Raw genomic sequence first — 22,186 nt, 5'->3', positions numbered from 1 at the left:
ACGCCCTACATCAGCGCCTTCACCTGCCGCGCCCCCGCCCCCCGGAGTTTCCCATGTCACAGGCCCTGAGCAGCATTGCGCAGCTCTCCCGCGCGGGGCTGACTGACCCCGGGCAGTCCGAACCGCTTGAGCGTGTGGCGGCAGAGTTCCGCGTGCTGATCTCTCCGGCCATGCACAGCGCGATTGCGGCCCCGGGGGATGGCGTCGGACGGCAGTTCGTGCCGAGTTTGGATGAGCTGGTGGTCCATGAGGGCGATCTGGCCGATCCGATTGGCGATCACGCCCATGAGCCGGTTCCGGGGCTGACGCACCGCTATCCGGACCGCGCCATTTTGCATCTGACGCAGACCTGCGCCGTTTATTGCCGCTTCTGCTTTCGCCGCGAATCAGTCGGCGACAGCGGCACCCTGGCGATGGAAGCGATTGAGCGCATCTGCGACTATCTGCGCGCCACGCCCGCCATTCGCGAAATCATTCTGACCGGGGGCGATCCGCTGGTCCTGTCACCGCGCCGTCTGGGGCTGGTGCTGGAGAAGCTGCGCGGGGTTGGCACGCTCGATCTGCTGCGCATCCACTCGCGCGTGCCGGTGGTGGCCCCTGAGCGCATCACACCAGAGCTGCTCGACGTGCTGAAGGGCGAAGTGCCGGTCTGGATCGTGGTGCATACCAATCACGCGCAGGAGCTGACCGCCGAGGCGCGCGCAGCCCTTGCACGCCTGGCGGATGCGGGTTTTCCGCTGCTGTCGCAATCGGTTCTGCTGCGCGGCGTGAATGACACCAGTGAGGCGCTGGAGGCGCTGTTTCGCACGCTGCTGCGGCTGCGCGTCAAACCCTATTACCTGCATCACTGCGATCTGGCGCGCGGCGCCGGCCACTTCCGCACCACCCTGGAAGAGGGCATGGCGCTGATGGCTGCGCTGCGCGGTCGCATCTCGGGCACCGCACTTCCGACCTATATCCTCGACATTCCCGGCGGCTTCGGGAAAGTGCCGATTAACCCGCAGTATTTCACCAAAACCCCCGGGGGCTGGTCGGTAACGGACCCCAGGGGCGGAAAACACCATTATTCTGACCCGCTGCGCTGAACCGCCCCCTTCCATTTCCGGGCTGATCGCCCTATAGCCCCCCTCTGACCCCCGACAGGAGACGCCCATGCAAGGCAGCGCCAATCTCAACCTGATGATCAAGGCCGCGCGCAAAGCGGGGCGTTCGCTCGTGAAAGACTTCCGCGAAGTCGAAAACCTGCAGGTCTCTTCCAAGGGCCCGGGCGACTTCGTGTCGAAAGCCGACCGCGAAGCCGAACGCATCATCAAGGAAGAACTGCTGGGCGCGCGCCCGACCTATGGCTGGCTCGGCGAAGAGACCGGCGGCCAGGACGGTGCAGACCCGACCCGCCGCTGGATCGTTGATCCGCTCGACGGCACCACCAACTTCCTGCACGGTCTGCCGCATTGGTCGGTCTCGATCGCGCTGGAGCATAAAGGCGAGATCGTCTCGGCTGTGGTCTTTGACCCGGCAAAAGACGAGATGTTCGTCGCTGAAAAAGGCGCTGGTGCCTGGCTGAACGACACCCGCCGTATCCGCGTTTCGGGCCGCAGCAAGATGATCGAATCGATCTTCGCGACCGGCGTGCCTTTTGGCGGCGTTGGCCCGCTTCCGGCGACCCTGCAGGATCTGGCACGTCTGATGCCGGTCTGTGCCGGTGTGCGCCGCTTTGGCTCGGCCGCCCTCGACCTCGCTTATGTGGCCGCCGGCCGCTACGAGGGGTACTGGGAGCGTTCGCTGAACGCCTGGGACATCGCAGCAGGTCTGCTGATCGTCAAAGAAGCCGGTGGCATGGTCGCTCCGGTGCGTGAAGGCGACGAGATCCTGGAGAAAGGCTCGCTCATCGCGGCCAACTCGGACATGTTCGACCCGCTGGTCAAAATCATCCGCAATCAGGACTGAACCTGATCTGCCCAAAAACACCCGCCCCCGTGGCGGGTGTTTTTTTATGCGCTGAGCCTGCTAAACTGCGGCCGGATACGGGAGAAACCGCCATGATCGCCATTGCCCTTGAACATCCGGTTCAGGATGACCTGAAGCTGCTGCACACCCGCCACACCGAGGCGATGCATGCTGAAACGCCGCCCGAATCCATTCATATGCTGCCCGCCGATGCCCTGGCAGCGCCGGGGATCCGCTTTTATGTGATGCGCAAAAACGGCGAGCCCGTCGCCATGGGCGCGTTCAAAGAGATCGACGCCCGCCATGCCGAGATCAAAAGCATGCATCTGCTGACCGAGCATCGCGGCGAGGGTCTGGCGCAGAAAATGCTGGAGCATCTGCTGATGGAAGCCGAAGGCGCGGGCTATCGCCGCCTCAGCCTTGAAACCGGGGCCGAGCGGATCTTTGCCCCGGCGCGCGCGCTTTATGAACGTGCGGGCTTTCAATACTGCGGCCCCTTTGAGGGCTATAGCGATGACCCCAACAGCGTTTTCATGACGCTTCAGATCGGCTGATCGCGCCGGAAGGGCCCGAGATCCGTCAGCGCGGCGATATCTTCAGAGATGGCCTCGGCTTCGCCCTTCAGATACGCCGCCACCGCCCGGCGAAAGCCCTGATCGGGCAGATGATGCAGCGACCAGACCGGCACCGGCAGATAGCCCCGGGCGAGTTTATGCTCGCCCTGGGCACCGGCCTCAACCCGCGAGAGGCCGCGCGCAATCGCAAAGTCGATGGCCTGATGATAGCATAGCTCGAAGTGCAAAAAGGGGTGCTCCTCAACCGCGCCCCAGTAGCGGCCATAAAGCGTGTCGCGCCCGATGAAATTCAGCGCCCCCGCCACATAACGCCCCTCGCGCTCGGCCAGAATCAGCAGGATGTCATCGGCCATGGTGGCGTGGATTTCGTCAAAGAACGCCCGGGTGAGATAGGGACGGCCCCATTTGCGCGCGCCGGTGTCCTGATAGAAGTCCCAAAAGGCCGCCCAATGCTCCGGCTGCAGATCCGCACCGCTCAGATGCAGAATGCGGCCGCCAAAATCTTTGGCGGCGGCGCGCTCTTTGCGCAGGGCTTTGCGTTTTCGGGACGACAATTGCGCGAGGAAATCCTCGTAGCTGCCGTATCCGGCGTTTTGCCAGTGAAACTGCTCTCCCATACGGCTGAGCCAGGGCGCGCGGGCGGACTGCGCCTCCCCGGGCGTGCAGAAAGTGACATGGGCAGAGCTTAAGCCTTTCTGCGCCGCCACGGCCTCCAGCCCCTGCAAAAGTGCTGCGCGGCCCCGCGCCTCATGCCCCGGACGCACCAAAAGGCGCGGCCCTGTGGCGGGGGTAAAGGGCACCGCTACCTGGAGCTTCGGGTAATAGCTGCCCCCCGCGCGCTCAAAGGCATCGGCCCAGGCGTGATCGAAGATATATTCCCCCTGCGAGTGCAGCTTCAGATAAAGCGGCGCGACCGCCAGCACTTCGCCCGCCTCGCGCAGCACCATGGGGCGCGGCAGCCAGCCCGTGCCCTCCCCCACACTGCCCGAGCGCTCCAGCGCGGTCAGAAAGCGGTGGCTGGTGAAGGGGTTGTCGCTGCCTGCACAGGCGTCCCACTCTGCCGCGGGGATGGCGCTGACACCTTCGCCAAGTGAAATTTCCATATCGTCCGGACCCTTCGGCGCAGCTTCGCCAGAGCGCAGGATGGCGCGCGCCCCGGCCAGGGTCAAGCGAGGGACTTGCCGCGCTGCACCGGCGGGAGTATGAGGCCCGCGTCGGCTGCGCATCGGGTGCGGCGGGCCAAGTCTCCGCGACCTTGATAAAACGGATCATCGCTATGAAACTCATTCCCGGAATCCTCGGGATGGCTGCCGTTGTGGTGGCCTCTAATATCCTCGTTCAGTTCCTGCTGGGGCAGTGGCTGACCTGGGGGGCCTTTACCTATCCCTTCGCCTTTCTGATCACCGATCTGACCAACCGCTTTTACGGCGCGAAAGCCGCGCGCAAAGTGGTGGTGGCGGGCTTTATCACCGGGTTGATCTGCTCGTTCATCGGCACGCAGATTGAGGGCGAATTCGGCCCCCTGGTGACCGGCCGTGTGGCCTTTGCTTCGGCCATGGCGTTTCTGCTGGCGCAGATGCTGGATGTGGAGATCTTTGACCGCCTGCGCCACGGCAGCTGGTGGCGCGCGCCGCTGATCTCTTCGATCTTCGGGGCGATGCTGGACACGTTTCTTTTCTTCACCGTGGCCTTCTCTGCCGCGCTGATCTGGCTGGAGCCCGCCAACGACGTGAGCTGGGCTGGTGGCATGCTGCCGCTGCTGGGCTACGGCCCCGAGGTGCCGCTCTGGGTCTCGCTGGCGGTGGCGGACTGGGGCGTAAAAATTGCCCTCGTGGTGATCACGCTGATCCCTTTCCGCGCGGTGCTGCGGCGCGCGCGGGCAGATATGGTGTAATTTTATTTGACATACGCTCCATCTGTGCCAGCCTGAGCCCAACGGCAACGCATTGAAAGGAGGTGGTCCAGTGTCGAGAGTGATAGTGGAGAGAGGTGTCGGGACAGTCAGGGCGGCCGTGGCCTGAGGGCAGCCCCAAGGGTTCAAGAACCCTGACTGGGACCGTGAGGATCTTCGATCCCTAACCGGACCATCTCCGTAGATCTCGGAAAGGGTTGCGTCGCCGCGCAGCCCTTTCTCTTTTTCCCCCTTCCCAAAGCCGCCCCCAGGGCGCAAAACGCCCCAATGTCTGATTTGCGTCCGAAATACTGGGAAACCGTCCCGCTCACTGAGATGTCGCCCGAAGAATGGGAGGCGCTCTGCGATGGCTGCGGCAAATGCTGCCTGAATAAGCTTGAGTTCGAAGATGACGGCGAGGTCTGCTTTACGCGGGTTGCCTGTCGTCTGCTCGACGGGCAAAGCTGCCGCTGCAAGCACTATCCCATCCGTCACCAGTTCGTTCCCGACTGTGTCTCGCTGACGGCGGAAAAGCTGCCCGACGTGGCCTACTGGCTGCCGAAAACCTGTGCCTACCGGCTGCTGCATGAGGGTAACCCCCTGAAATCATGGCATCCGCTGATCTCAGGCGATCCGCAGTCCGTGCATAAGGCCGGGGCTTCCGTCAAAGGCTGGACCGTGCCGGAAACCGAGGTCGATGAAGAGGATTGGGAAGACTATATCATCGAGGAGACGCCCTGATGTTTTTCGCCTCTGACAACGCCGCGCCCTGCCCGCCTGAGGTCATGGCGGCGCTTTCTGCCGTCAACCAGGGCTTTGCCATGCCCTATGGCAATGACGCCCATACGGCGCGCGCGGTGGATGTGATTCGCACCCTCTTTGAGGCGCCGGAGGCGGCGGTCTATTTTGTCTCCACCGGAACGGTTGCGAACTGCCTGTCGCTGGCCACGGTCAGCCCGCTTTGGGGCGCGGTGTTCTGCCACACCAATGCCCATGTCCAGGAAGACGAATGCGGCGCACCGGAGGTGTTCACCGGCGGCAAACTCCTGCTGGTGCCGGGGGCCCATGGCCGTATGGAGCCGGCCGCGCTCGACAAAGCGATTCGTGCCCAGAAACCCGGTGTGGTGCATTCGGTGCAGCCCGGCGCGGTCACGCTGACCAATATCACCGAAGGCGGTACGCTTTATTCGGTGGCAGAGACCCGTGCGATCGCAGACGTGGCGAAGGCCCATGGCCTGCCGCTGCATCTGGATGGCGCGCGTTTTGCCAATGCGGTGGCCGCCTCCGGCGCGACCCCGGCGGAGCTGACCTGGAAGGCGGGCGTTGATATCGTCTCCTTCGGCGGCACCAAGGGCGGGCTGATGGGGGCCGAGGCGGTGATCTTCTTCAACCCCGAGAAAGCCTTTGAGTTTGAGCTGCGCCGCAAACGCTCGGGGCATCTTTTCTCAAAGACCCGCTATCTGGCGGCGCAGTTCGAGGGCTGGATCGAAGGCGGCCGCTGGCTGGATCATGCCCGCCACGCCAATGCCATGGCCGCGCGTCTGGCTGAGGGGCTGGCGAAGATCGAAGGCGTGACGGTCGCGCCGGAAGCCGCCGCCAATATCCTCTTCGTTAAACTTCCCGCAGCAACGGTGGGCAGGCTGCGCGAAGCCGGCGCGGTCTTTTACCTGCGCGGCGATGACTATGCGCGTCTTGTGACCAGCTGGGCCACCACGGAAGAAGACTGCGACCGCTTTATCGCGCTGGCCTCTGAATGAACCAAAGGCCGCAGCGAAAGCTGCGGCCTTTTGGATCTGAGGCACCGATGTGCCCGGGCTGCGGGTTTCGAAGATTTTTCAGCCGATTCGCCCGATGCGGCGCAGATAAAAGCGCAGCCGCATTGCAGCCTGGATCGGACAGGGCGCCGGGCCTCTGGCGGAGGGTTTCAAAGATCCGTCAGCTGATTCTTCACGCGAAGCACAGAATTCTGGAAACCGCCGCAGCGCTTTGAATATGACGGATGCCTGCACCGGCCCCGAAACCCACCAGACAATCGCCCCGCATCCCAGGCTGCCGGCGACATGAAAAAGCCGCAGCAATGCTGCGGCTTCAGGCTTCAGGCTTCAGAGCAGGTGCCCGGATTACATCACGGCAGCTTCCGGCAGACGCAGGCGCAGCGTGTTGATCCGACGAGCCTCCGCATCCACCACCTCAATCAGCGCTCCGCTTTCATGGGTGATCACCTCACCCGTCACCGGAACCTGACCGGCGCGCAGATAGATCAGGCCACCTAAGGTGTCGATCTCTTCGTCCCCGGCCTCAACCCGAAGCTTCTGACCGATCGCGGCTTCAAAATCTTCCAGCGGCGCCGTTGCCTCCACCAGCCAGACGCCAGGCGCCTCCTGGACCCAGGCCGGGGTCTCTATAACATCATGTTCATCCATGATGTCTCCGACCACGGTCTCCAGCAGATCCTCAATGGTCACCACACCGTCAACGCTGCCATATTCGTCGATCATCAGCGCCATATGCGTCCGCTCAGCCTGCATTTTATGAAGCAGATCGACCAGTTGCATGGAAGGCGGCGCATAGATCAGCGGGCGCAGCAGGGCCCTGAGATCGAAATCCCCGACGGCAGTCTTCAGCGCGTAATTCAGCGCAAAGTCTTTGAGGGTGACCACGCCCAGCGGCTCATCCGGCGAGCCGTCATAGACCGGCAGCCGCGAGAACCCATGTTCGCGAAACACCTCCGTCAGCTCATCACGGCTGATGGTCAGCGGCACGGAGATGATATCGGCCTTGGGGGCCGCCACATCTTCCACCCGCAGACGGCGGAGGTTCAAAAGCCCGGCCGCAGCAGCAGTCTGCGTGTCGCCGTTGTGGCCATAAGCCACGGGGGTGAGGGCCTTACGGAAGAGGCGGGACAGAAGTCCGCCCTGTCGTTCCTGTTCAGGCTCAGCTTCCGGCGCGCTCTGCGCTGCCATCAAGCCATCGGTGCTACTGCCCATCGGTCCTTTCCGGTCTGAAAGCGCCCCGGTCGGGGCGCGGGTGAAGATCAATATGGGTCGGCGATGCCCAGTCTTGCAAGAGCCCGCGTCTCAATTCCTTCCATGAGAGCGGCGTCCTGCCCGGTCATGTGGTCATAGCCGAGAAGATGTAAGAATCCGTGAAGAACCAGATGCGTCACATGGTCTTCAAAGCTTTTGCCCTGATCCTGCGCTTCCGCGACGCAGACGTCATAGGCGATGGCGATATCGCCAAGCTCTTCCGGGTCGTCTTCATCGCCCGGTTCGGGCAATTCGGGAGTTTCGCCCGGGGTCTCAACGCCGCGCTCCTCAGAGGGCCAGGACAGGACGTTGGTGGGCTTGGGCTTGCCGCGGAAGTCGGCGTTCAGCTCAGCAATCCGGGCATCATCGCAGCCCATGATGCAGACCAGAAAGCCCTCAGGCGGCAGTCCCAGCTCCTCCAGCGCCGCCGTGCAGGCGCGCTCAGAGAGGGCTTCAAGCCCCGCGGTTTCCCAGCGGGGCTCCTCGATTACAATATCAACCAGCATGTTGTTCATCATCGCGCTCATAAGCCTCGATGATGCGGGCGACAAGCGGGTGACGCACCACATCGGATGCGGTGAAATAGTTAAAGGCGACGCCCTTCACCCCTTCCAGAATGCGCTCAGCATCGCGCAGACCGCTTTGCACGCCGCGCGGCAGGTCGATCTGGGTGCGGTCACCGGTGATCACCATGCGCGAGCCCTCGCCCAGACGGGTCAGGAACATCTTCATCTGCATGGTCGTGGCGTTCTGCGCCTCATCAAGCACCACAAAGGCGTTCGACAGCGTGCGCCCGCGCATGAAGGCCAGCGGCGCGATCTCAATCCGCTTGTCGATCATCAGCTTTTCCACCTGTTTCGAGGGCAGAAAATCATTCAGCGCGTCATAAAGCGGCTGCATATAGGGATCGACTTTTTCCTTCATATCGCCGGGCAGAAAGCCCAGACGCTCGCCCGCCTCAACAGCCGGGCGCGACAGGATGATCCGCTCAACCTGACCGCCGATCAGCATGGTGACGCCCGCTGCGACCGCCAGATAGGTCTTGCCGGTGCCGGCCGGGCCGATGCCGAAGTTCAGCTCACTGCGAAAGAGGCTCGCCACATAGGCCTTCTGCGCCGCGGTGCGCGGCGCGACAGGCTTTTTGCGGGTCCTGAGTTCAAAGCCTTCGGCCGAGAACATCTCCATCTGATCGGCGGGCGCCGTGCCGGATGCGGGGCCAAGGCGCAGCATACCGTCAAGATCCCCGGCGCTGACGTCGCGCCCTTCCTCAAGACGGGCATAGGCGGCGCGCAGGATCCCGGCGGCCTGCTCGCGGGCGTCGGGCTCTCCGAGCACGGTCAGCTGGTTGCCGCGACGCCGGATATTGACCCCGGCCTCCTGTTCAATCTTCACCAGATTGCGGTCGTATTCCCCACAAAGCGTGATCAGAAGGCGGTTGTCCGGAAATTCGAGAACCGTCTCGGGCACAGGCGCGGAACGGCGGGACGGGGTCATCGGGGTGCTGCCCAAACGGATCTCCCTGGCAGTTGGATGGAACGCAGCCAGTCTGCGCCCACAATCTCACCGGAGCAAGCGCGCGTCCGGCCCTGCTCTTGTGCCACCGCCCGGGATGAAGGGCCATGCGCAAAAATCAGCCGAGGCCATAAGAAAAGGCCGCAACCCGAAGTTGCGGCCCTGTTTTCGACTGTCTTGGCGCTCAGTTCCGGGCGGCGCTGCGGCGGCCCGGGATCCAGTCCCGCATACCGCTGTTGGGCGATTGATAATTGCCGATCACCGAGCCCGGCGGGAAGTGGTTGTTGCAGACATTCGCCATACCCGTCGAAGGGTCAAAGCGCGGCGAGGAATAGCCCTCAACGCCGTCGTCGATGATCCAGTTCTGGCAGCCATCAGGATCATAGGCGATGGCAGCGCGCTGGTTGATGATTGCGGTTTTATCCGAGCCACGGTCTTCGGCCACAGCGATATAGGCATCCGGATCCCCGGTATAGGGACCGAGCCCGCCACAGCCGGAGACGAAGAGAGCCGCGAGAAGCGAAGCGCCTGCGAAAGGTTTCATCATCATGGTCACCACCGATAGCAGACGATTTCAACGCGGCGGTTCTGCTGCATACCCGCTGCGGTGCCGTTGGTTGCGCGGGGCTGGCGCTCTCCGTGCCACTCCACACGCTCAACATTGGCGCCGACCGCGCGGGCCACATTGGCGACCGACTGCGCACGGCGCTTGGACAGATCCATGTTGTAAGCATCCGAGGCGCGGCTGTCGGTATGGCCATAAATGGCGTAGCCAAAGGCGCCCTGGTTGCGGAAGAGGCTCTCAAGACGCGCGCGGCCATTGGCGGTCAGACGGGCGGAATCGGTTGAGAACAGGGTATCGGTGCCTTCAACAGCGCAGGTATTGCGCTTGAGGCAGACCGCTTTGCCGGTTTTCGGATCGCGGCGGGGCACCATATAGCCCTCAAGACCGCCATCGGCCCACCAGTGCATACAGCCATCCGGGTCGATCCACAGACCCCAGTCAATACGCCCGGTCACCCGCGGTTTGCCATCCGGCCCAAAGGTCTCTGCCGTGGCCGGATTATAAACCGGCGCAGACTGCGCCAGGACCGGCGCGCCGGAGCCAATCACCCCCGCCACAAGAAATGCCCCGGTAATAAACCGCAGCCTCTCTGAAATACCGCGTTTCACCGAACCTGTCTCCCCGTGGAAAAATCACAGAATGAAATAATCCTGTGATCTTGCCGGGGTGGGGCGAAAAGTCCAGTAATTTATGCCCCACTTTCGCGCATTAAAAGTTATTGCACGATCAGGAAACAATCCGCTCGCCGGTCAGCGAGTTCTGCAGCGCCTCGGTGATGCGCACGCGCACCAGATCGCCGGGCTTGCCTTCAGGATCATGGACATGGACGGCGTGCAGGTAATCCGACTTGCCCGCCATCTGCCCGTCCAGACGGCCGGGCTTTTCGTAAAGCACGGTGACTTCACGGCCGACCATGCTTTGCTGAACGGCGCGCTGCTGCTCGGTCAAAAGCGCCTGAAGGCGTTGCAGGCGCGCATCCGCAACCTCAACCGGGACGGGAGTTTTCTCCGCCGCAGGGGTGCCCGGGCGGGCGGAATATTTGAAGCTATAGGCCATGCCGTAGCCCACGGCGCGCACCAGATCCATCGTGGCCTCAAAGTCCTCATCCGTCTCGCCGGGGAAGCCCACGATGAAGTCAGAGGTCAGCACCATATCCGGGCGCACCGCGCGGATCCGCTCAATGAGACGCAGATAGTGCTCAGCGGTATGCTTGCGGTTCATCGCCTTCAGAATGCGGTCAGAGCCGGATTGCACCGGCAGATGCAGATAGGGCATCAGCTTTTCGCAATCGCCATGCGCCGCGATCAGATCATCATCCATATCGTTGGGGTGGCTGGTGGTATAGCGCAGCCGCTCGATTCCCTCGATCTGCGCCATCTCGCGCAGCAGGCGACCAAGGCCCCAGGTCTCACCGTCAAAGGTGCCGTGATAGGCGTTGACGTTCTGGCCCAGCAGCGTCAGTTCGCGCACGCCCCGCGCGGCCAGATCGCGGGCTTCGCGCAACAGCCGCTCCACCGGGCGCGAGACTTCGGCCCCGCGGGTATAGGGAACCACGCAGAAGGCGCAGAACTTATCGCAGCCCTCCTGCACCGTCAGAAAAGCTGCCGGAGCCGAGCGGGTGCGGATTTTCGGCAGATGCTCGAACTTATCCTCGGTCGGGAAATCGGTATCCAGCGCGCGCTGCCCGGCATCGACCTGCTTCATCATCTCGGGCAGGCGGTGATAGGCCTGCGGGCCGACAACCAGATCCACCGCCGGGGCGCGGCGCTGAATCTCAGCTCCCTCGGCCTGGGCCACACAGCCCGCCACACCGATCTTCAGATCGGGCTTCACGTTCTTCATCTTGGTCAGACGACCAATATCCGAGTAAACTTTCTCCGAGGCTTTTTCGCGGATGTGGCAGGTGTTCAGCAGCACCATATCGGCGTCATCTGCTTTATCCGTCAGCACATAGCCCTGCGCGCCCATGGTTTCTGCCATGCGCTCGCTGTCATAGACGTTCATCTGACAGCCATAGGTCTTAATAAAAAGACGCTTCGGTGCAGAGATTTCCCCGGTGACGGGATCGTTTTTAACGTCAGACATGGCATACCCCAGAGTTCAGGGGGCTTTTACACCACCCCTGCCCCTGGCCGCAACGCTTGCATCCCGCGCCGGGCTGAGGGAATTTGTCCCGGGTTCCGCCAGCAGGATTTGAGACCGCATGATTTTCGACGGAATGGATAGTTTTCTCGCAGCCCATGCGGCAGAGTTTCAGGCCCGCCCCGCGGCTCTGGTCTTTGCCGAGGATGCCGTGGAACTTGCGTCAACGCTGCAGCATCTGGCCAATCTGGGCTTTGGGCGGATCGGCGTGTTGTGCGATGATCTGCTGGTCTGGCCGGAGGGTGCACCCGAGCGGGCGCACCGCATCCGCTGTGATATTTTCCAGGATGAGGCGCTGATCCTTGCGGTCAACCGCATGATCGCGGCCGCGCCCGGGGCCTGGCTGCATTACTGCTATAACGGCGAATATCTGCATTATCCCTTCTGCGAGAGCCGCAGTGTGCTCGATGTCACCACCTTCCAGTCCGAAGAGCGCCGCGACACCATCGTGACGCCGGTGGTTGATCTTTATGCCGCCGATACGCAGCGCAACCCCGATGGGGTCTGCCGCAAAACCGCGATGCTTGACCGCATCGGCTATTACGCGCTGGAGCGCGGCGATCCGCTGAAGAACTGGGAGCCAAAGCCCCGGCAGGTCGATCTTTTTGGCGGGCTGCGCTGGCGTTTTGAAGAGCATGTGCCCTGGACCCGGCGCCGGATTGACCGGGTGAGCCTCTTTCGGGCGGTGCCGGGTCTGGCGCTGCGCGAGGATCACACCTTCACGATTGAGGAATATAACACCCTCAACTGCCCCTGGCATCACAACCTCTCAGGGGCGGTCTGCTCTTTTCGCACGGCCAAGGCGCTGCGGATCAACCCCGGCTCGCGCGAGGCCATCGGCAGCTTCACCTGGGCGCATTCGGTGCCCTTTGAGTGGTCTTCGCGCCAGTTGATGGAACTGGGGCTGATGGAGCCCGGTCAGTGGTTCTGACCGGGCCTTTGGCTCAGAGGCCCTGAGCTTCGGCCTCAGCCACAGCCAGTTCAGCCATGCGGAGCGCCGCTTCGCGCGAAGAGGCCACGGCGATAAAGCGGCCGTTGTGGCAGAATTTCGCGCCAGGCACGCCGGAGGCGGCTTCCAGCTCGCCATCCGTCAGCCCGGCCCAGGCCAGCGGCAGATCGGCGCGCTGTGCGAAATCATCGTTGTTCTTGCGGATGCCGCCGAGGGTCCATTCTGCCGGGCCGCGCGGCGTGACGACGAAGAGCATATGATCCGCCCCCGCCTTCAGCACCGCCGGACGGAAGGGCATGCCGCGCGGCAGCTCCAGCACGCGGTTGCTGCCTGCGGCTTCAATGGCCGCCATGACCTGCGATTCGGCGCGGGCTTTCGCGGCCTTGCGCGCGATAGAGGCCTCTACAAAAGCGCGGGCCACGGAAAGCGCGTTCCGGAACGCACGGTCTTCGGCCCCTTCGGCATCGTCATCAAAGACCGACTTCAGGCTTTCCAGCAGCAGCGGCAGCGTCAGATCGCCCAGCTGCGGACAGGCCGCCGAGGGGCTGAGCGCGCCATTGTCGACCAGATCGACCGGCAGCACAAAGCCGATGTCAAAAGACCGCAGGATCGAGCCCTGATGCTCTTCCGGCACGCCAAAGGCGGTCAGATAGGCCGGGCCAAAATGCTTCCAGATCAGACCGAAGGACGAATAGGGCTGGCCATCTTCGCGCAGCGGCGCGTCTTTTTGATGGTGGTCAAAGATCCGCGCCTCAGCGTCATAGCCCCGGCCCACATCATAGATGATGCGGTCATCGGCCGGGGTGATCGCGGTGGCATCCCGCGTCCGCAGGATCTCAGCTTCCGGGAAAATCCGCGTCAGGATCACCGAGGAGAGCAGTTCATCCGCGTGAAAGCCGCCCGAATGGGTCACGAGGAATTGGGGCGTGCGCAGCAGATCAATGCTCATCAGAAGTCCTTTGGGTCATGCAGTCAGAAGGCCCGCCTTCTAAGCGGCGGGACCGGGTTTGTCACAGCAAATCTGTGGTCAGCTCAGCGCGGCATAAGCCTCGCGCACGGGCTTTGGCAGACGGGTCGGCCCGCCTGCGGCATTCAGCGCGACCAGCGTCACCTTTGCCTCAAAGAGACGCTCCTCCCCGCGCATCACCCGCTGCACCAGCACCAGCCGCGCCGGTGAGAGGGTGTCGAGCGTTGAAACCACGCTCAACTCATCGTCATATCTGGCAGAGGCGATGTAATCCGCCTCAACCCGCCGCACGGCGAAGACCGTGCCGGTTTCCTCTTTCAAAGCGCGCTGATCAAAGCCCAAGGCGCGCAGCCACTCACTGCGGCCGCGCTCAATGAACTTCAGATAATTGGCGTAATAAACGATCCCGGCAAGGTCGGTGTCCTCATAATAGACGCGCAGATCAAAGCGGTGCATCACCCACCCCCATGCTTTGCGCCCGCGCAAAAAGCCGCAGCGCGTGGCTGGCATCTTTCGCCACCGCAGGCAGCACCGGATCATAGGCCGCGCGGATCACCGCCGCGAGCGCAGGATCCAGAACCGTATGCGCGCCCGCCTTCACCAGAGTGCCCTTCGGGAAAGCATTGTCGCCCCAAAGGCAGATCATCCGCACCGCCTGATCGAGTGCCAGATCCTCTGCCGGAACTTCAGCCAGGTCTTTGTCGACGCGGATAAAGACGAAAGCCGCGCGGATGGCACCGGCCTCATCAAAGCGGAACATGCGGTATTGATTGGCATCCGCCCCCTGCAGGCGCGTCACCAGATCCGGCAGCCCGTCGATCAGCCGCTCCAGGTTCGGCACGCCGATCAGATCCTGCCAGTCGCGGATGAAAAAGATCATCAGGTTGGCGCCAAGCTCGGTGTCCTGCTCGGCCATTTTATGGCCCGCAAGCGCCACCACGGCCTCAATGGCGCCTTTCAGCACAGCAAGGGTGCTTTCCTCAACACCGAAGACCACCGGCACGATCGGGCGGCCCCAGCGGGCAAAGGTATAGTCACCGGCGCGGGTGAACAGAGCGGCAATCTCATCAGGGGTGGTCAGGGTCATGGCTCTCTCCATCGTCTCGGGCTCTTCAAAACAGCGACAGGCGCGGGGATGCAAGAGTGAAGCGGGTGGTTTGACATCGCGAAGCCGCGATCCCAGATTGCAGATATGATAAAACTGATCCCCCTTCTTCTCGCCATCGGCTGGGGCCTTGCGGCCTATATGTTCTCGGCCTGGCGCACGAAACAGATTCTCGATGCGCAATCCGTGCCGCTGAAAGACGCTGAGCTGGAGCGGCTGACGCGGCGCATGGCCGCGGCGCTCGATCTGACGGAGATTAAGGTCCATCTCTTTAATATTGAGCCGGTGAACGGGCTGGGAGCCCCCGACGGGCGGATCTTTCTGACCAGGGGATTTTACGACCGCTTCCGCGCCGGAGTGGTGACGGCAGAAGAGCTGGCCTCGGTCATCGCGCATGAACTGGCGCATGTGGCGCTTGGCCACACGCGCCGCCGCATGATCGATTTCTCGGGGCAAAACGCGGTTTTCGTCTCGCTGGTGGTGCTGTTTTTGCGCGTCATTCCCGTGGTCGGGCCGCTGATTGCGATGTTCATGGCCAATATGATCACCGGGGCGCTGGCCGCGCGGATGTCACGCCGCGATGAGTTTGAGGCCGATGCCTGGGCCTCTGCGCTTCTCATTAAATCGGGGATCGGCACCGCGCCGCAGATCTCGCTTTTTGAAAAGCTGGAGCGTCTGACCGGCAGCCGCATGGCCGCCGCCCCCGCCTGGGTGCTCAGCCACCCGAAATCCGCCGAGCGGATCAAGGCCATCCGCAGCAATGAGGCGCGCTGGACGGCCTGACCCTCTCAGGTCGCCAGATGCCGTAACCCTTGGGTCACATCGGTGCGCACCGCAAGGCGCAGGCCTGGCTCATCCCCGGCGCGCAGGGCGGCCAGAATGGTGCGGTGATGCTGCGGCGGCTCATTGCGGCGCACGCGGCCGTAAAGCGCGGACATGGTGGGGCCAAGCTGCAGCCAGACCGTCTCGGTCATCGCCAGCATGGCCGGGGCCTGGGCGCGCAGATAAAGCGTGCGGTGAAACTCCAGGTTCGCGCGGATATAGGCGATGGGATCTTTCATCAGCACGGCCTGGGCGATCAGATCATTGATCGCCGACAGCCGGTCAATCAGCGCGAAATGGGCGCGGGGCAGCGCACGGGCGGCCAGTTCAGGCTCCAGCATGGCGCGGATGGCGGCCAGCTCTTCGATGCGCTCATTGGTCAGCTCCGGCGTGGACACCCGCCCGGAGGACGACAGCGTCAGCGCCCCTTCCGCCACCAGCCGCTGCAGCGCCTCGCGCACCGGGGTCACCGACATCTCAAATTCCTTCGCGAGCCCGCGCAGAGTCAGCGCCTGGCCAGGCGGCAACTCACCATGCATCACCCGCGTGCGCAGCACACGGTAGAGCCGGTCATGAGCGGAGAGAGCGGAATCGGAGGGGCGTGCACGCAAAACCATGGCCTATTGTCGCCCCCTCTGATCCCGGCTTCAATCCTCAAAGCGCAAAGCCTGCAACCGGTTGCCATGCGCCTTCAGCCAGGCCCGCTGCGCCTGCCAGCCGGGAGAGAGCCGCTCCACCACCGCCCAGAAGCGCGCAGAGTGATTCATCTCGGCCAGATGCGCCACCTCATGGGCTGCGACATAGGCGAGCACTTCGGGCGGTGCCATGGCCAGCCGCCAGGAATAATTCAGCGCCCCCGTGGCCGTGCAGGAGCCCCATCGCGAGCGGGTATCGCGCAGCGTGATCGAGGCATAGGGCCGCCCCAGCAGCCCCGCATAATGATCGGTCGCCGCAATCAGCCGCTGCCGCGCGAGATGCTTCAGAAAGGCCTGAACCCGCACCGCAGGGGAAGATCCCGGCACGATCAGCTGATCGCCCTCAACCCGCACCGCGCCGCGCGGAGCGCCGGTGATCAGGGTTAACTCCCTGCCTTCGACCGGAATAAGCGCCCCATCCGCCACTTTTTCGACCGGGGCGACCCGCGCCATGGCGCTGACGATCCAATCCGCGCGCTCGCGCGCAAAGGCCAGACCCTCGCCCGCAGGGACCTGCGGCGGCAGGGTCAGCGTGACCGCGCCGTCGCGCCCTGAGACCCTGAGCGAGATGCGCTTTGCCCGCGCAGAACGGCGCAAAGTGATCTCCAGCTCTTCTGGTCCGCCTGCCGGACCTTTGATGCGCGCCATTGACAGCTCCCCGCCGCTTACCCACTTAGGGATTTGACAGGAGCCGGAGCTTGTGACAAGGGACGTCGATCCGGCCCATCCAACACTTGCAGGGGAACACAAAATGCCCAAGGCAGAATGGGGCACGAAACGCATTTGCCCGACCACGGGTAAGCGTTTCTACGACCTGAACCGTAACCCGATCGTCAGCCCCTATACCGGCGAGATCGTTGACATTGAGACCGTACGCCGCAAGGCAGCCGGTGCAATCATCGCGCAGGAGGCAAAAACCTCTAACCTGCTCGATGATGAGCTGGATGCAGATGATCTGATCGAAGCCGATGCCGATGATGCGGACATCGATGAAGAGCTTCTGGAAGATGATGATGAGACCGTCTCGCTGGACGATCTCGCAGATGTCGCCGGCGGCGAAGACGAGAACTGAGAATTTGCGTGAGGGGTGCATTTTGCTCTTGCACCCCTCCGCGCCCTCAGGCAAATACGCCGCACGAGGCCGGAACGCTCCGGCACCGTGAAAAGGTGGGGCCATAGCTCAGCTGGGAGAGCGCTTGCATGGCATGCAAGAGGTCAGGAGTTCGATCCTCCTTGGCTCCACCAAACTTCCTCTTAAACTCTGAAACCGATCCGACAGCCCTGCCCCGCAGGGCTTTTTGCGTTTCAGTCTCAGCCTTTACGGCGGGCGCGACAGTCCGGCCCCTGGATCCGGCGCGCAAGCCCGAAGATCGCCCCTGCCCTGCGCGATCCGCACCAGGACCATCAGGCAGCCGGCCGAGAGCCTTCGTCGTGCCCTCCCGCGTCGCCACCAGACCGGCAGCAGCGGGATGGTCGTCCGAAGGAAGGCCGTGCCCCACCAGCCCGGGATTGCCACCCCCGCCAATGTGCCGGGGGTCAGACCCGGCAGGAAGCCGGGCAGATCCGCAGAACGGGAACCGCCCGCAGCGCCGTCCGGAACGCATGGCTGAGCCCCGAAGGGGGCGCGCGGTGACGGGCCGTCCAACCTGTCCGGCGCTCCATAGCCGCCCGCTCATCTTTGCGGCGCTGGCGGCAGCGCCGCCCCTTCGCCCGACCAGAGATCCGCAGCCCAGGGCCAGGGCGCTGAAAGAAAATGATCTTTTGGCGCAAATTCCCTCTTGCACCCAAAGCGGCCCACCCGTAAATACGGCCTCACGAAGCAAGTGATTGCTTCAGAATGGTGGGGCCATAGCTCAGCTGGGAGAGCGCTTGCATGGCATGCAAGAGGTCAGGAGTTCGATCCTCCTTGGCTCCACCAAATTTTCCTTCAAAGTGACCGTCAGCCCTGCTTTTGCGGGGCTTTTTGCTGTTGCGATCCTCACGGCCCGATCCGGCAAAGAAAAAGGGCGCCCCGGGGGCGCCCTCCTGTGATCCCTGAGGATCGTCAGATCAGAAACGGTAGTTTACACCGAGTTTGACCTTCTGCATGTCAGCTTCGATGCCGGGTGCAGTCGAGGAGATCTCGCCGAAGTTGGTGTGCGAGATTTCAGCATAGCCAGCCCAGTTCGGGGTGAACTTGCGCTCAACACCCAGACCGATGGTGTAGCCGTTAACGGTTTCGCTGAAGCCACCGGTGGCTTCCATTTTCGCCCAGGTGTAGCCAAGCGATGCATAGGGCAGCCAGCCGTTTGCGTCATAACCCAGACGGGCAAAGATCGTACCGGCGTTTTTCAGAGCAACTTCGTTACCGGCGAAGTCACGCTTCTGCTTGCCGAAGTCGTAGTCAGCGCCCAGACCGAAAACGGTGTTCCCGTTCTGCCAGTCATAACCACCGCGCAGCGCAATGCCCGCACCATCAAGGTCATCAGGAGCGGTATCGATGCCGACTTTACCCCAGGAGAGGTTCGCACCGGCATAGCCGCCCTGCCATGCGCCGACCGGAGCCTGAGCCACGACGACCGGAGCGATAATCGGTTCCATAACCGGAGCAGCAACACCACCCGCCAGAGCGGAACCAGCGGTTGCGACAACGGCAGCAGTCGAGAGCAGAATCTTTTTCATTGCATCACCTATATGCTCAGGAGGGGTAAGCCTCGGGGCATCCTCACTATCCAATATTAACCTCCGTGCCTTTTGCGGCAGCGGCTGTCTCTCGCGCCAGGCACTCTGGCCGGCTGCGATGACAACGATGTAGGGGCTAAGATTGTTCCGTGAAAGATGCACGAGGGTCACTAAACTGTGTGAATCCTGCCACGGCTGAAACACGCCGGAATCCGGCTGCTTCATCGGCAAAAAGCCGTGTAATCCCTTAAAATCGCAGAAATGTGATTAGATCCTATCGGGAGAATCTCCACACCTCAGGTTGATACGGTGGTAAATTTAGCACGCAAAAAGAGCAATCCCCGCCCTTGCCCTGCCTCGCCCGCAGCTCAGATGTCAAAGGGATCAATCGGATAGACAGCCCGTGTCAGATAAAGCCCATCGGGCGGACAGACGGGGCCGCAGGCCGCGCGGTCGCGGCTGTCCAGCGCGGTCTTCACCTGCAGGGGCTCCCAGGCTCCGGCCCCGACACGCTCCAGTGTTCCGACGATGGAGCGCACCTGATTGTGCAAAAACGACCGCGCGCGCAGACGGAACTGCACTTCCATGCCGCCCGTGACCGGATGAGAGGTCACAGAAATGCTGTCGATGGATTTCACCGGTGACTTCGCCTGGCACTGGGTGGCGCGGAAGGTGGTGAAGTCATGCAGCCCGATCAGATGCTGTGCCGCTTCGGCCATGGCCGGAACGTCAAGCTGATGCGGCACCTGCCAGACCAGCCCGCGGTCATGGGTGGCAGGCGCGCGGCGGCACAGAAGCCGGAAGAGATACTGCCGCTCGACCGCGGAGAAGCGCGCGTGGAAATCCTCCTCCACCCGCGCCACAGCAAGGATGGAGACCGGATGCGGGCGCAGATGGAAATTCAGCGCTCCGGCCAGTTTGAAGGGATCCCATTCGCGCGTCAGATCGGCATGGGCCACCTGACCCGTGGCATGCACCCCGGCATCGGTGCGACCCGCTGCGGCAATCGTCGGCGCATCGGGGCCGATCTTGGTGAAAGCCGCCTCAATCTCGCCCTGCACCGAGACCTGCCCCCCGGCCTGGCGCTGCCAGCCGCTGAAGGGTCCGCCGTGATAATCGATGAGCAGCGCATAACGCGGCATGGCAGGGCCTCTGGTCAGCTGGGAACGGGTGTCAGCGCGGCCATAGCCTGATCCCGCGCCACCGCGCAAGTCGGTGCAAAGCCGCGCTTGACACCGCCCCCGGCCAGGAGACAGTCAGGGCCATGCTGGACCTGCGCCCCATCGGATATGTGATCGGCCTTCTTACCGCGACGCTGGGCGCGCTGATGCTGCTGCCGCTGATGGCGGATCTGCTGTCCGGATCAGAGAACTGGCGCGCTTTTGCCGGGGCGGCGGCCATCACCTTTTGCACCGGGCTTTTCACGGCCATTGCCTGCCGCAATGCCATCGCGGGCGGTCTCGATCTGCGGCAGAGCTTTGTGCTGACCACCGGGGTCTGGGTGGTGCTGCCGCTTTTTGGCGCGCTTCCCTTTGTGACGGGGGCCCCCGGCCTCAGCGCGACCGATGCGGTCTTTGAGGCCATGTCGGGTCTGACCACCACGGGCACCACGGTCATTGCGGGGCTGGATGCGCTGCCGATGGGGGTCAACCTCTGGCGGGCCATGCTGAACTGGCTCGGCGGGCTGGGGATCGTCATTGTGGCGCTGATCTTCCTGCCGGTGATGAAGGTGGGCGGGATGCAGTTTTTCCGCACTGAGGGGTTTGACACCTTAGGCAAAGTGCTGCCGCGCGCGCTTGATATCTCGCGGGCGCTGCTGAGCATCTATCTGGTGATGACGCTCAGTTGCGCGCTGGCCTATCGCGCCTTTGGGATGGAGACCTTTGAGGCGGTGGTCCATGCCATGAGCGCGCTGTCGACGGGGGGCTTTTCGAACCGCGACACCTCGTTTTCAGAGTTTGCGGTGCCTTTGCATTATGTGACTGTGGTGGCGATGATCCTTTCCACCCTGCCGTTCATCCGCTTCATTCAGCTGTTCAGAGGTGAGGTGAAACCGCTCTGGCAGGATCTTCAGGTGCGCGCCTATCTGCGCTGGACGCTTTATGCCGTGCTGATGGTGCTGGCCTGGCGGGTGATCCGCGAAGAGGAGGCCTTCTGGCCGGCCCTGCACCAGAGCCTCTTTAATGTGGTCTCAATTTTCTCGGGCACCGGGCTTCTGAGCGGCGATCCGGGGCAATGGGGGCCCCTGCCCTTTATGGTGCTGCTGATCGTGGGCTTTATCGGGGGCTGCACCTCCTCGACCGGCTGCTCAGTGAAGGTGTTTCGCTATCTCATTATGTTCCGCGCCATCACCACGCAGATCCGGCGGCTGCTGCAACCGGCCGCCGTGCATCCCCTGCGCCTTCAGGGACGCCGGGTCGAGGAAGAGGTGATCAGCTCTGTCATCGTCTTCTGTACGCTCTTTATCGCCACCTTCGCCGTGCTGGCCATCGCGCTTTCCATGACCGGGCTGCAGCCGCGCACCGCTCTGACCGCGGCCTGGACGGCAATTGCCGATATCGGCCCGGTCTGGGGGCCGGAGGTCGGGCCCACCGGGGCGGTCGGCGGCTTCCCCGATCCGGCCAAATGGATCATGACCATCGGCATGCTTCTGGGCCGTCTGGAGCTGCTGTCGGTTTATGTTCTCTTCACCACGAGATTCTGGGCCCGCTGAGCGCGCGGGATTTATCATTGAACCCGCGCCGCAGCGGGCCTATCTCTCAGCTTATGTATGATGCTCTCTCGACCCTCACCCCGGCGACCCTGGACCGTGCCACGCTCTGGCTTGGCCGTGGGGGTCTGCGCCCGACGCGCCAGCGCCAGACCCTTGCCGCGCTGCTGATCGGCGACGGCGGCCACCGCCATGTGACCGCAGAGAGCCTCTTTGCTGCCACGCGTGACGCGGGTGAAAAGGTCTCGCTGGCGACCGTTTATAATACGCTGAAGGCCTTTTGTGATGCCGGGCTTCTGAATGAAGTCTCGGTCGATGGCGCGCGCAGCTATTTCGACACCCGCATGGATGAGCATCCGCATTTCTTCTGGGAAGACACCGCCGAGCTGACCGATGCCCCCTCTGAGGGTCTGCAGATCACCGGTCTGCCCCTTGCGCCGGATGGCACTGAGGTCAGCCGCGTGGATGTGGTGATCCGCATCCGCCGCAGGACCTGAGCCAAAGCCCGGGCCCTGCGCCAAAGATCCGACCTTACCGGAGGGAAGACCGCGACCGCATCTGAAGCGCGGCGCGGTCGCGGACAAACCCGGTTCAGATGACTTTCAGCCCTCCGGCCCCG

The 22,186-nt window shown here is 63.1% G+C and carries 25 protein-coding genes and 2 tRNA genes; 13 read left to right on the top strand and 14 right to left on the bottom strand.

The genetic code is table 11. The annotated features are described in order from the left end of the window. The first annotated feature begins 53 nt into the window (after positions 1–53). From EG244_RS11790 to EG244_RS11780, 3 genes are all read left to right on the top strand, one after another. Positions 54–1,085, top strand: a complete 1,032-nt coding sequence (locus EG244_RS11790; RefSeq protein WP_124965193.1) for a lysine-2,3-aminomutase-like protein — start codon at positions 54–56, stop codon at positions 1,083–1,085. A gap of 67 nt (positions 1,086–1,152) precedes the next feature. Beyond that, positions 1,153–1,947 (top strand): inositol monophosphatase family protein, encoded by a 795-nt coding sequence (locus tag EG244_RS11785; protein WP_124965192.1) that lies wholly within the window; start codon positions 1,153–1,155, stop codon positions 1,945–1,947. A 92-nt stretch (positions 1,948–2,039) separates the two neighbouring features. Then, positions 2,040–2,501, top strand: a complete 462-nt coding sequence (locus tag EG244_RS11780; RefSeq protein WP_124965191.1) for a GNAT family N-acetyltransferase — start codon at positions 2,040–2,042, stop codon at positions 2,499–2,501. Here EG244_RS11780 and EG244_RS11775 read toward each other — a convergent pair. Further along, positions 2,489–3,625 carry a GNAT family N-acetyltransferase gene (locus EG244_RS11775; RefSeq protein ID WP_124965190.1) on the bottom strand — a complete coding sequence of 379 codons (1,137 nt, stop codon included), beginning with the start codon at positions 3,623–3,625 and terminating at the stop codon, positions 2,489–2,491. The two genes, EG244_RS11780 and EG244_RS11775, sit on opposite strands and share 13 nt — an antisense overlap. 173 nt (positions 3,626–3,798) lie before the next feature. Between EG244_RS11775 and EG244_RS11770 the strand changes: the two genes are divergently transcribed. The 3 genes from EG244_RS11770 (at position 3,799) to EG244_RS11760 (ending at position 6,170) form a co-directional block, all read left to right on the top strand. Further along, positions 3,799–4,416 carry a queuosine precursor transporter gene (locus EG244_RS11770; RefSeq protein ID WP_124965189.1) on the top strand — a complete coding sequence of 206 codons (618 nt, stop codon included), beginning with the start codon at positions 3,799–3,801 and terminating at the stop codon, positions 4,414–4,416. A 285-nt stretch (positions 4,417–4,701) separates the two neighbouring features. Further along, complete coding sequence (locus EG244_RS11765; RefSeq protein ID WP_124965188.1) at positions 4,702–5,154, top strand: YcgN family cysteine cluster protein; 453 nt, start codon at positions 4,702–4,704, stop codon at positions 5,152–5,154. After that, positions 5,154–6,170, top strand: a complete 1,017-nt coding sequence (locus EG244_RS11760) for a threonine aldolase family protein (RefSeq protein ID WP_124965187.1) — start codon at positions 5,154–5,156, stop codon at positions 6,168–6,170. The genes EG244_RS11765 and EG244_RS11760 overlap by 1 nt, the downstream gene beginning before the upstream one ends. Positions 6,171–6,533: 363 nt before the next feature. On the opposite strand, the gene EG244_RS11755 is transcribed toward EG244_RS11760, so the two are convergent. The 6 genes from EG244_RS11755 to miaB all read right to left on the bottom strand — a co-directional run bounded on the left by EG244_RS11755 (position 6,534) and on the right by miaB (position 11,601). Continuing rightward, positions 6,534–7,400: a CBS domain-containing protein gene (locus EG244_RS11755; RefSeq protein ID WP_124965186.1), complete on the bottom strand. Its 867-nt coding sequence runs from the start codon at positions 7,398–7,400 to the stop codon at positions 6,534–6,536. A 47-nt stretch (positions 7,401–7,447) separates the two neighbouring features. Beyond that, positions 7,448–7,945, bottom strand: a complete 498-nt coding sequence (ybeY, locus tag EG244_RS11750) for an rRNA maturation RNase YbeY (protein WP_124965185.1) — start codon at positions 7,943–7,945, stop codon at positions 7,448–7,450. Continuing rightward, positions 7,935–8,933 carry a PhoH family protein gene (locus tag EG244_RS11745; RefSeq protein ID WP_124965224.1) on the bottom strand — a complete coding sequence of 333 codons (999 nt, stop codon included), beginning with the start codon at positions 8,931–8,933 and terminating at the stop codon, positions 7,935–7,937. The genes ybeY and EG244_RS11745 overlap by 11 nt, the downstream gene beginning before the upstream one ends. Before the next feature lie 202 nt (positions 8,934–9,135). Then, on the bottom strand, positions 9,136–9,501 hold the full coding sequence (locus tag EG244_RS11740; protein WP_124965184.1) for a hypothetical protein: 366 nt from the start codon (positions 9,499–9,501) through the stop codon (positions 9,136–9,138). A gap of 2 nt (positions 9,502–9,503) precedes the next feature. Beyond that, positions 9,504–10,124 (bottom strand): OmpA family protein, encoded by a 621-nt coding sequence (locus tag EG244_RS11735; protein WP_233588994.1) that lies wholly within the window; start codon positions 10,122–10,124, stop codon positions 9,504–9,506. Between the two features lie 118 nt (positions 10,125–10,242). After that, positions 10,243–11,601: a tRNA (N6-isopentenyl adenosine(37)-C2)-methylthiotransferase MiaB gene (gene miaB, locus EG244_RS11730; protein WP_407644046.1), complete on the bottom strand. Its 1,359-nt coding sequence runs from the start codon at positions 11,599–11,601 to the stop codon at positions 10,243–10,245. A 118-nt stretch (positions 11,602–11,719) separates the two neighbouring features. Between miaB and EG244_RS11725 the strand changes: the two genes are divergently transcribed. Beyond that, positions 11,720–12,589: a hypothetical protein gene (locus EG244_RS11725; protein ID WP_124965183.1), complete on the top strand. Its 870-nt coding sequence runs from the start codon at positions 11,720–11,722 to the stop codon at positions 12,587–12,589. A 13-nt stretch (positions 12,590–12,602) separates the two neighbouring features. On the opposite strand, the gene EG244_RS11720 is transcribed toward EG244_RS11725, so the two are convergent. From EG244_RS11720 to EG244_RS11710, 3 genes are all read right to left on the bottom strand, one after another. Then, entirely contained in the window at positions 12,603–13,556 is a 954-nt protein-coding gene (locus tag EG244_RS11720) for an MYG1 family protein (RefSeq protein ID WP_124965182.1), read from the bottom strand. A 78-nt stretch (positions 13,557–13,634) separates the two neighbouring features. Continuing rightward, positions 13,635–14,030, bottom strand: coding sequence for a tol-pal system-associated acyl-CoA thioesterase (gene ybgC / locus EG244_RS11715; RefSeq protein ID WP_124965181.1), 396 nt, complete (start codon positions 14,028–14,030; stop codon positions 13,635–13,637). Next, on the bottom strand, positions 14,017–14,661 hold the full coding sequence (locus tag EG244_RS11710) for a hypothetical protein (RefSeq protein ID WP_124965180.1): 645 nt from the start codon (positions 14,659–14,661) through the stop codon (positions 14,017–14,019). The genes ybgC and EG244_RS11710 overlap by 14 nt, the downstream gene beginning before the upstream one ends. A gap of 105 nt (positions 14,662–14,766) precedes the next feature. Here EG244_RS11710 and EG244_RS11705 point away from each other — a divergent pair, with 105 nt between their 5' ends. Continuing rightward, on the top strand, positions 14,767–15,462 hold the full coding sequence (locus EG244_RS11705; protein WP_124965179.1) for a M48 family metallopeptidase: 696 nt from the start codon (positions 14,767–14,769) through the stop codon (positions 15,460–15,462). 5 nt (positions 15,463–15,467) lie between these two features. Here EG244_RS11705 and EG244_RS11700 read toward each other — a convergent pair whose 3' ends face one another. Both EG244_RS11700 and EG244_RS11695 read right to left on the bottom strand, forming a co-directional pair. Continuing rightward, entirely contained in the window at positions 15,468–16,118 is a 651-nt protein-coding gene (locus EG244_RS11700) for a GntR family transcriptional regulator (RefSeq protein WP_124965178.1), read from the bottom strand. 30 nt (positions 16,119–16,148) lie between these two features. Beyond that, a complete protein-coding gene (locus tag EG244_RS11695; protein ID WP_124965177.1) occupies positions 16,149–16,844 on the bottom strand; it encodes a M48 family metallopeptidase in 696 nt (231 codons plus the stop codon). 103 nt (positions 16,845–16,947) lie between these two features. Between EG244_RS11695 and EG244_RS11690 the strand changes: the two genes are divergently transcribed. From EG244_RS11690 to EG244_RS11680, 3 genes are all read left to right on the top strand, one after another. Continuing rightward, the gene (locus tag EG244_RS11690; protein WP_124965176.1) at positions 16,948–17,268 is read left to right on the top strand and encodes a TIGR02300 family protein; all 321 of its coding nucleotides are present in this window, start codon (positions 16,948–16,950) and stop codon (positions 17,266–17,268) included. 97 nt (positions 17,269–17,365) lie between these two features. Then, positions 17,366–17,441, top strand: a tRNA-Ala gene (locus EG244_RS11685). A gap of 597 nt (positions 17,442–18,038) precedes the next feature. Then, positions 18,039–18,114: transfer RNA gene (locus EG244_RS11680), tRNA-Ala, on the top strand. A gap of 131 nt (positions 18,115–18,245) precedes the next feature. On the opposite strand, the gene EG244_RS11675 is transcribed toward EG244_RS11680, so the two are convergent. Continuing rightward, entirely contained in the window at positions 18,246–18,857 is a 612-nt protein-coding gene (locus EG244_RS11675; protein WP_158617295.1) for an outer membrane protein, read from the bottom strand. Between the two features lie 368 nt (positions 18,858–19,225). Next, positions 19,226–19,999 carry a tRNA pseudouridine(38-40) synthase TruA gene (truA, locus tag EG244_RS11670; protein ID WP_124965174.1) on the bottom strand — a complete coding sequence of 258 codons (774 nt, stop codon included), beginning with the start codon at positions 19,997–19,999 and terminating at the stop codon, positions 19,226–19,228. 122 nt (positions 20,000–20,121) lie between these two features. Here truA and EG244_RS11665 point away from each other — a divergent pair, with 122 nt between their 5' ends. Together EG244_RS11665 and irrA are read left to right on the top strand one after the other, a co-directional pair. Continuing rightward, entirely contained in the window at positions 20,122–21,570 is a 1,449-nt protein-coding gene (locus EG244_RS11665; protein WP_124965173.1) for a TrkH family potassium uptake protein, read from the top strand. A 53-nt stretch (positions 21,571–21,623) separates the two neighbouring features. Beyond that, complete coding sequence (gene irrA, locus EG244_RS11660; RefSeq protein ID WP_124965172.1) at positions 21,624–22,064, top strand: iron response transcriptional regulator IrrA; 441 nt, start codon at positions 21,624–21,626, stop codon at positions 22,062–22,064. Positions 22,065–22,186: the final 122 nt, after the last annotated feature.

The sequence above is a fragment of the Falsigemmobacter faecalis genome, from assembly GCF_003863335.1.
GTDB lineage: Bacteria > Pseudomonadota > Alphaproteobacteria > Rhodobacterales > Rhodobacteraceae > Wagnerdoeblera > Wagnerdoeblera faecalis.
Note: the sequence above shows the minus strand (reverse complement) of the source record. Positions and strands in the feature narration are given on the sequence as shown.

What these genes read in the sequence shown, in the direction of transcription:
- EG244_RS11790 (WP_124965193.1), top strand. Translation starts at nt 54, where the DNA reads ATGTCACAGGCCCTGAGCAGCATTGCGCAGCTCTCCCGCGCGGGGCTG.
- EG244_RS11785 (WP_124965192.1), top strand. Translation starts at nt 1,153, where the DNA reads ATGCAAGGCAGCGCCAATCTCAACCTGATGATCAAGGCCGCGCGCAAA.
- EG244_RS11780 (WP_124965191.1), top strand. Translation starts at nt 2,040, where the DNA reads ATGATCGCCATTGCCCTTGAACATCCGGTTCAGGATGACCTGAAGCTG.
- EG244_RS11775 (WP_124965190.1), bottom strand. Translation starts at nt 3,625, where the DNA reads ATGGAAATTTCACTTGGCGAAGGTGTCAGCGCCATCCCCGCGGCAGAG.
- EG244_RS11770 (WP_124965189.1), top strand. Translation starts at nt 3,799, where the DNA reads ATGAAACTCATTCCCGGAATCCTCGGGATGGCTGCCGTTGTGGTGGCC.
- EG244_RS11765 (WP_124965188.1), top strand. Translation starts at nt 4,702, where the DNA reads ATGTCTGATTTGCGTCCGAAATACTGGGAAACCGTCCCGCTCACTGAG.
- EG244_RS11760 (WP_124965187.1), top strand. Translation starts at nt 5,154, where the DNA reads ATGTTTTTCGCCTCTGACAACGCCGCGCCCTGCCCGCCTGAGGTCATG.
- EG244_RS11755 (WP_124965186.1), bottom strand. Translation starts at nt 7,400, where the DNA reads ATGGGCAGTAGCACCGATGGCTTGATGGCAGCGCAGAGCGCGCCGGAA.
- ybeY (WP_124965185.1), bottom strand. Translation starts at nt 7,945, where the DNA reads ATGCTGGTTGATATTGTAATCGAGGAGCCCCGCTGGGAAACCGCGGGG.
- EG244_RS11745 (WP_124965224.1), bottom strand. Translation starts at nt 8,933, where the DNA reads ATGACCCCGTCCCGCCGTTCCGCGCCTGTGCCCGAGACGGTTCTCGAA.
- EG244_RS11740 (WP_124965184.1), bottom strand. Translation starts at nt 9,501, where the DNA reads ATGATGATGAAACCTTTCGCAGGCGCTTCGCTTCTCGCGGCTCTCTTC.
- miaB (WP_407644046.1), bottom strand. Translation starts at nt 11,601, where the DNA reads ATGTCTGACGTTAAAAACGATCCCGTCACCGGGGAAATCTCTGCACCG.
- EG244_RS11725 (WP_124965183.1), top strand. Translation starts at nt 11,720, where the DNA reads ATGATTTTCGACGGAATGGATAGTTTTCTCGCAGCCCATGCGGCAGAG.
- EG244_RS11720 (WP_124965182.1), bottom strand. Translation starts at nt 13,556, where the DNA reads ATGAGCATTGATCTGCTGCGCACGCCCCAATTCCTCGTGACCCATTCG.
- ybgC (WP_124965181.1), bottom strand. Translation starts at nt 14,030, where the DNA reads ATGCACCGCTTTGATCTGCGCGTCTATTATGAGGACACCGACCTTGCC.
- EG244_RS11710 (WP_124965180.1), bottom strand. Translation starts at nt 14,661, where the DNA reads ATGACCCTGACCACCCCTGATGAGATTGCCGCTCTGTTCACCCGCGCC.
- EG244_RS11705 (WP_124965179.1), top strand. Translation starts at nt 14,767, where the DNA reads ATGATAAAACTGATCCCCCTTCTTCTCGCCATCGGCTGGGGCCTTGCG.
- EG244_RS11700 (WP_124965178.1), bottom strand. Translation starts at nt 16,118, where the DNA reads ATGGTTTTGCGTGCACGCCCCTCCGATTCCGCTCTCTCCGCTCATGAC.
- EG244_RS11695 (WP_124965177.1), bottom strand. Translation starts at nt 16,844, where the DNA reads ATGGCGCGCATCAAAGGTCCGGCAGGCGGACCAGAAGAGCTGGAGATC.
- EG244_RS11690 (WP_124965176.1), top strand. Translation starts at nt 16,948, where the DNA reads ATGCCCAAGGCAGAATGGGGCACGAAACGCATTTGCCCGACCACGGGT.
- EG244_RS11675 (WP_158617295.1), bottom strand. Translation starts at nt 18,857, where the DNA reads ATGAAAAAGATTCTGCTCTCGACTGCTGCCGTTGTCGCAACCGCTGGT.
- truA (WP_124965174.1), bottom strand. Translation starts at nt 19,999, where the DNA reads ATGCCGCGTTATGCGCTGCTCATCGATTATCACGGCGGACCCTTCAGC.
- EG244_RS11665 (WP_124965173.1), top strand. Translation starts at nt 20,122, where the DNA reads ATGCTGGACCTGCGCCCCATCGGATATGTGATCGGCCTTCTTACCGCG.
- irrA (WP_124965172.1), top strand. Translation starts at nt 21,624, where the DNA reads ATGTATGATGCTCTCTCGACCCTCACCCCGGCGACCCTGGACCGTGCC.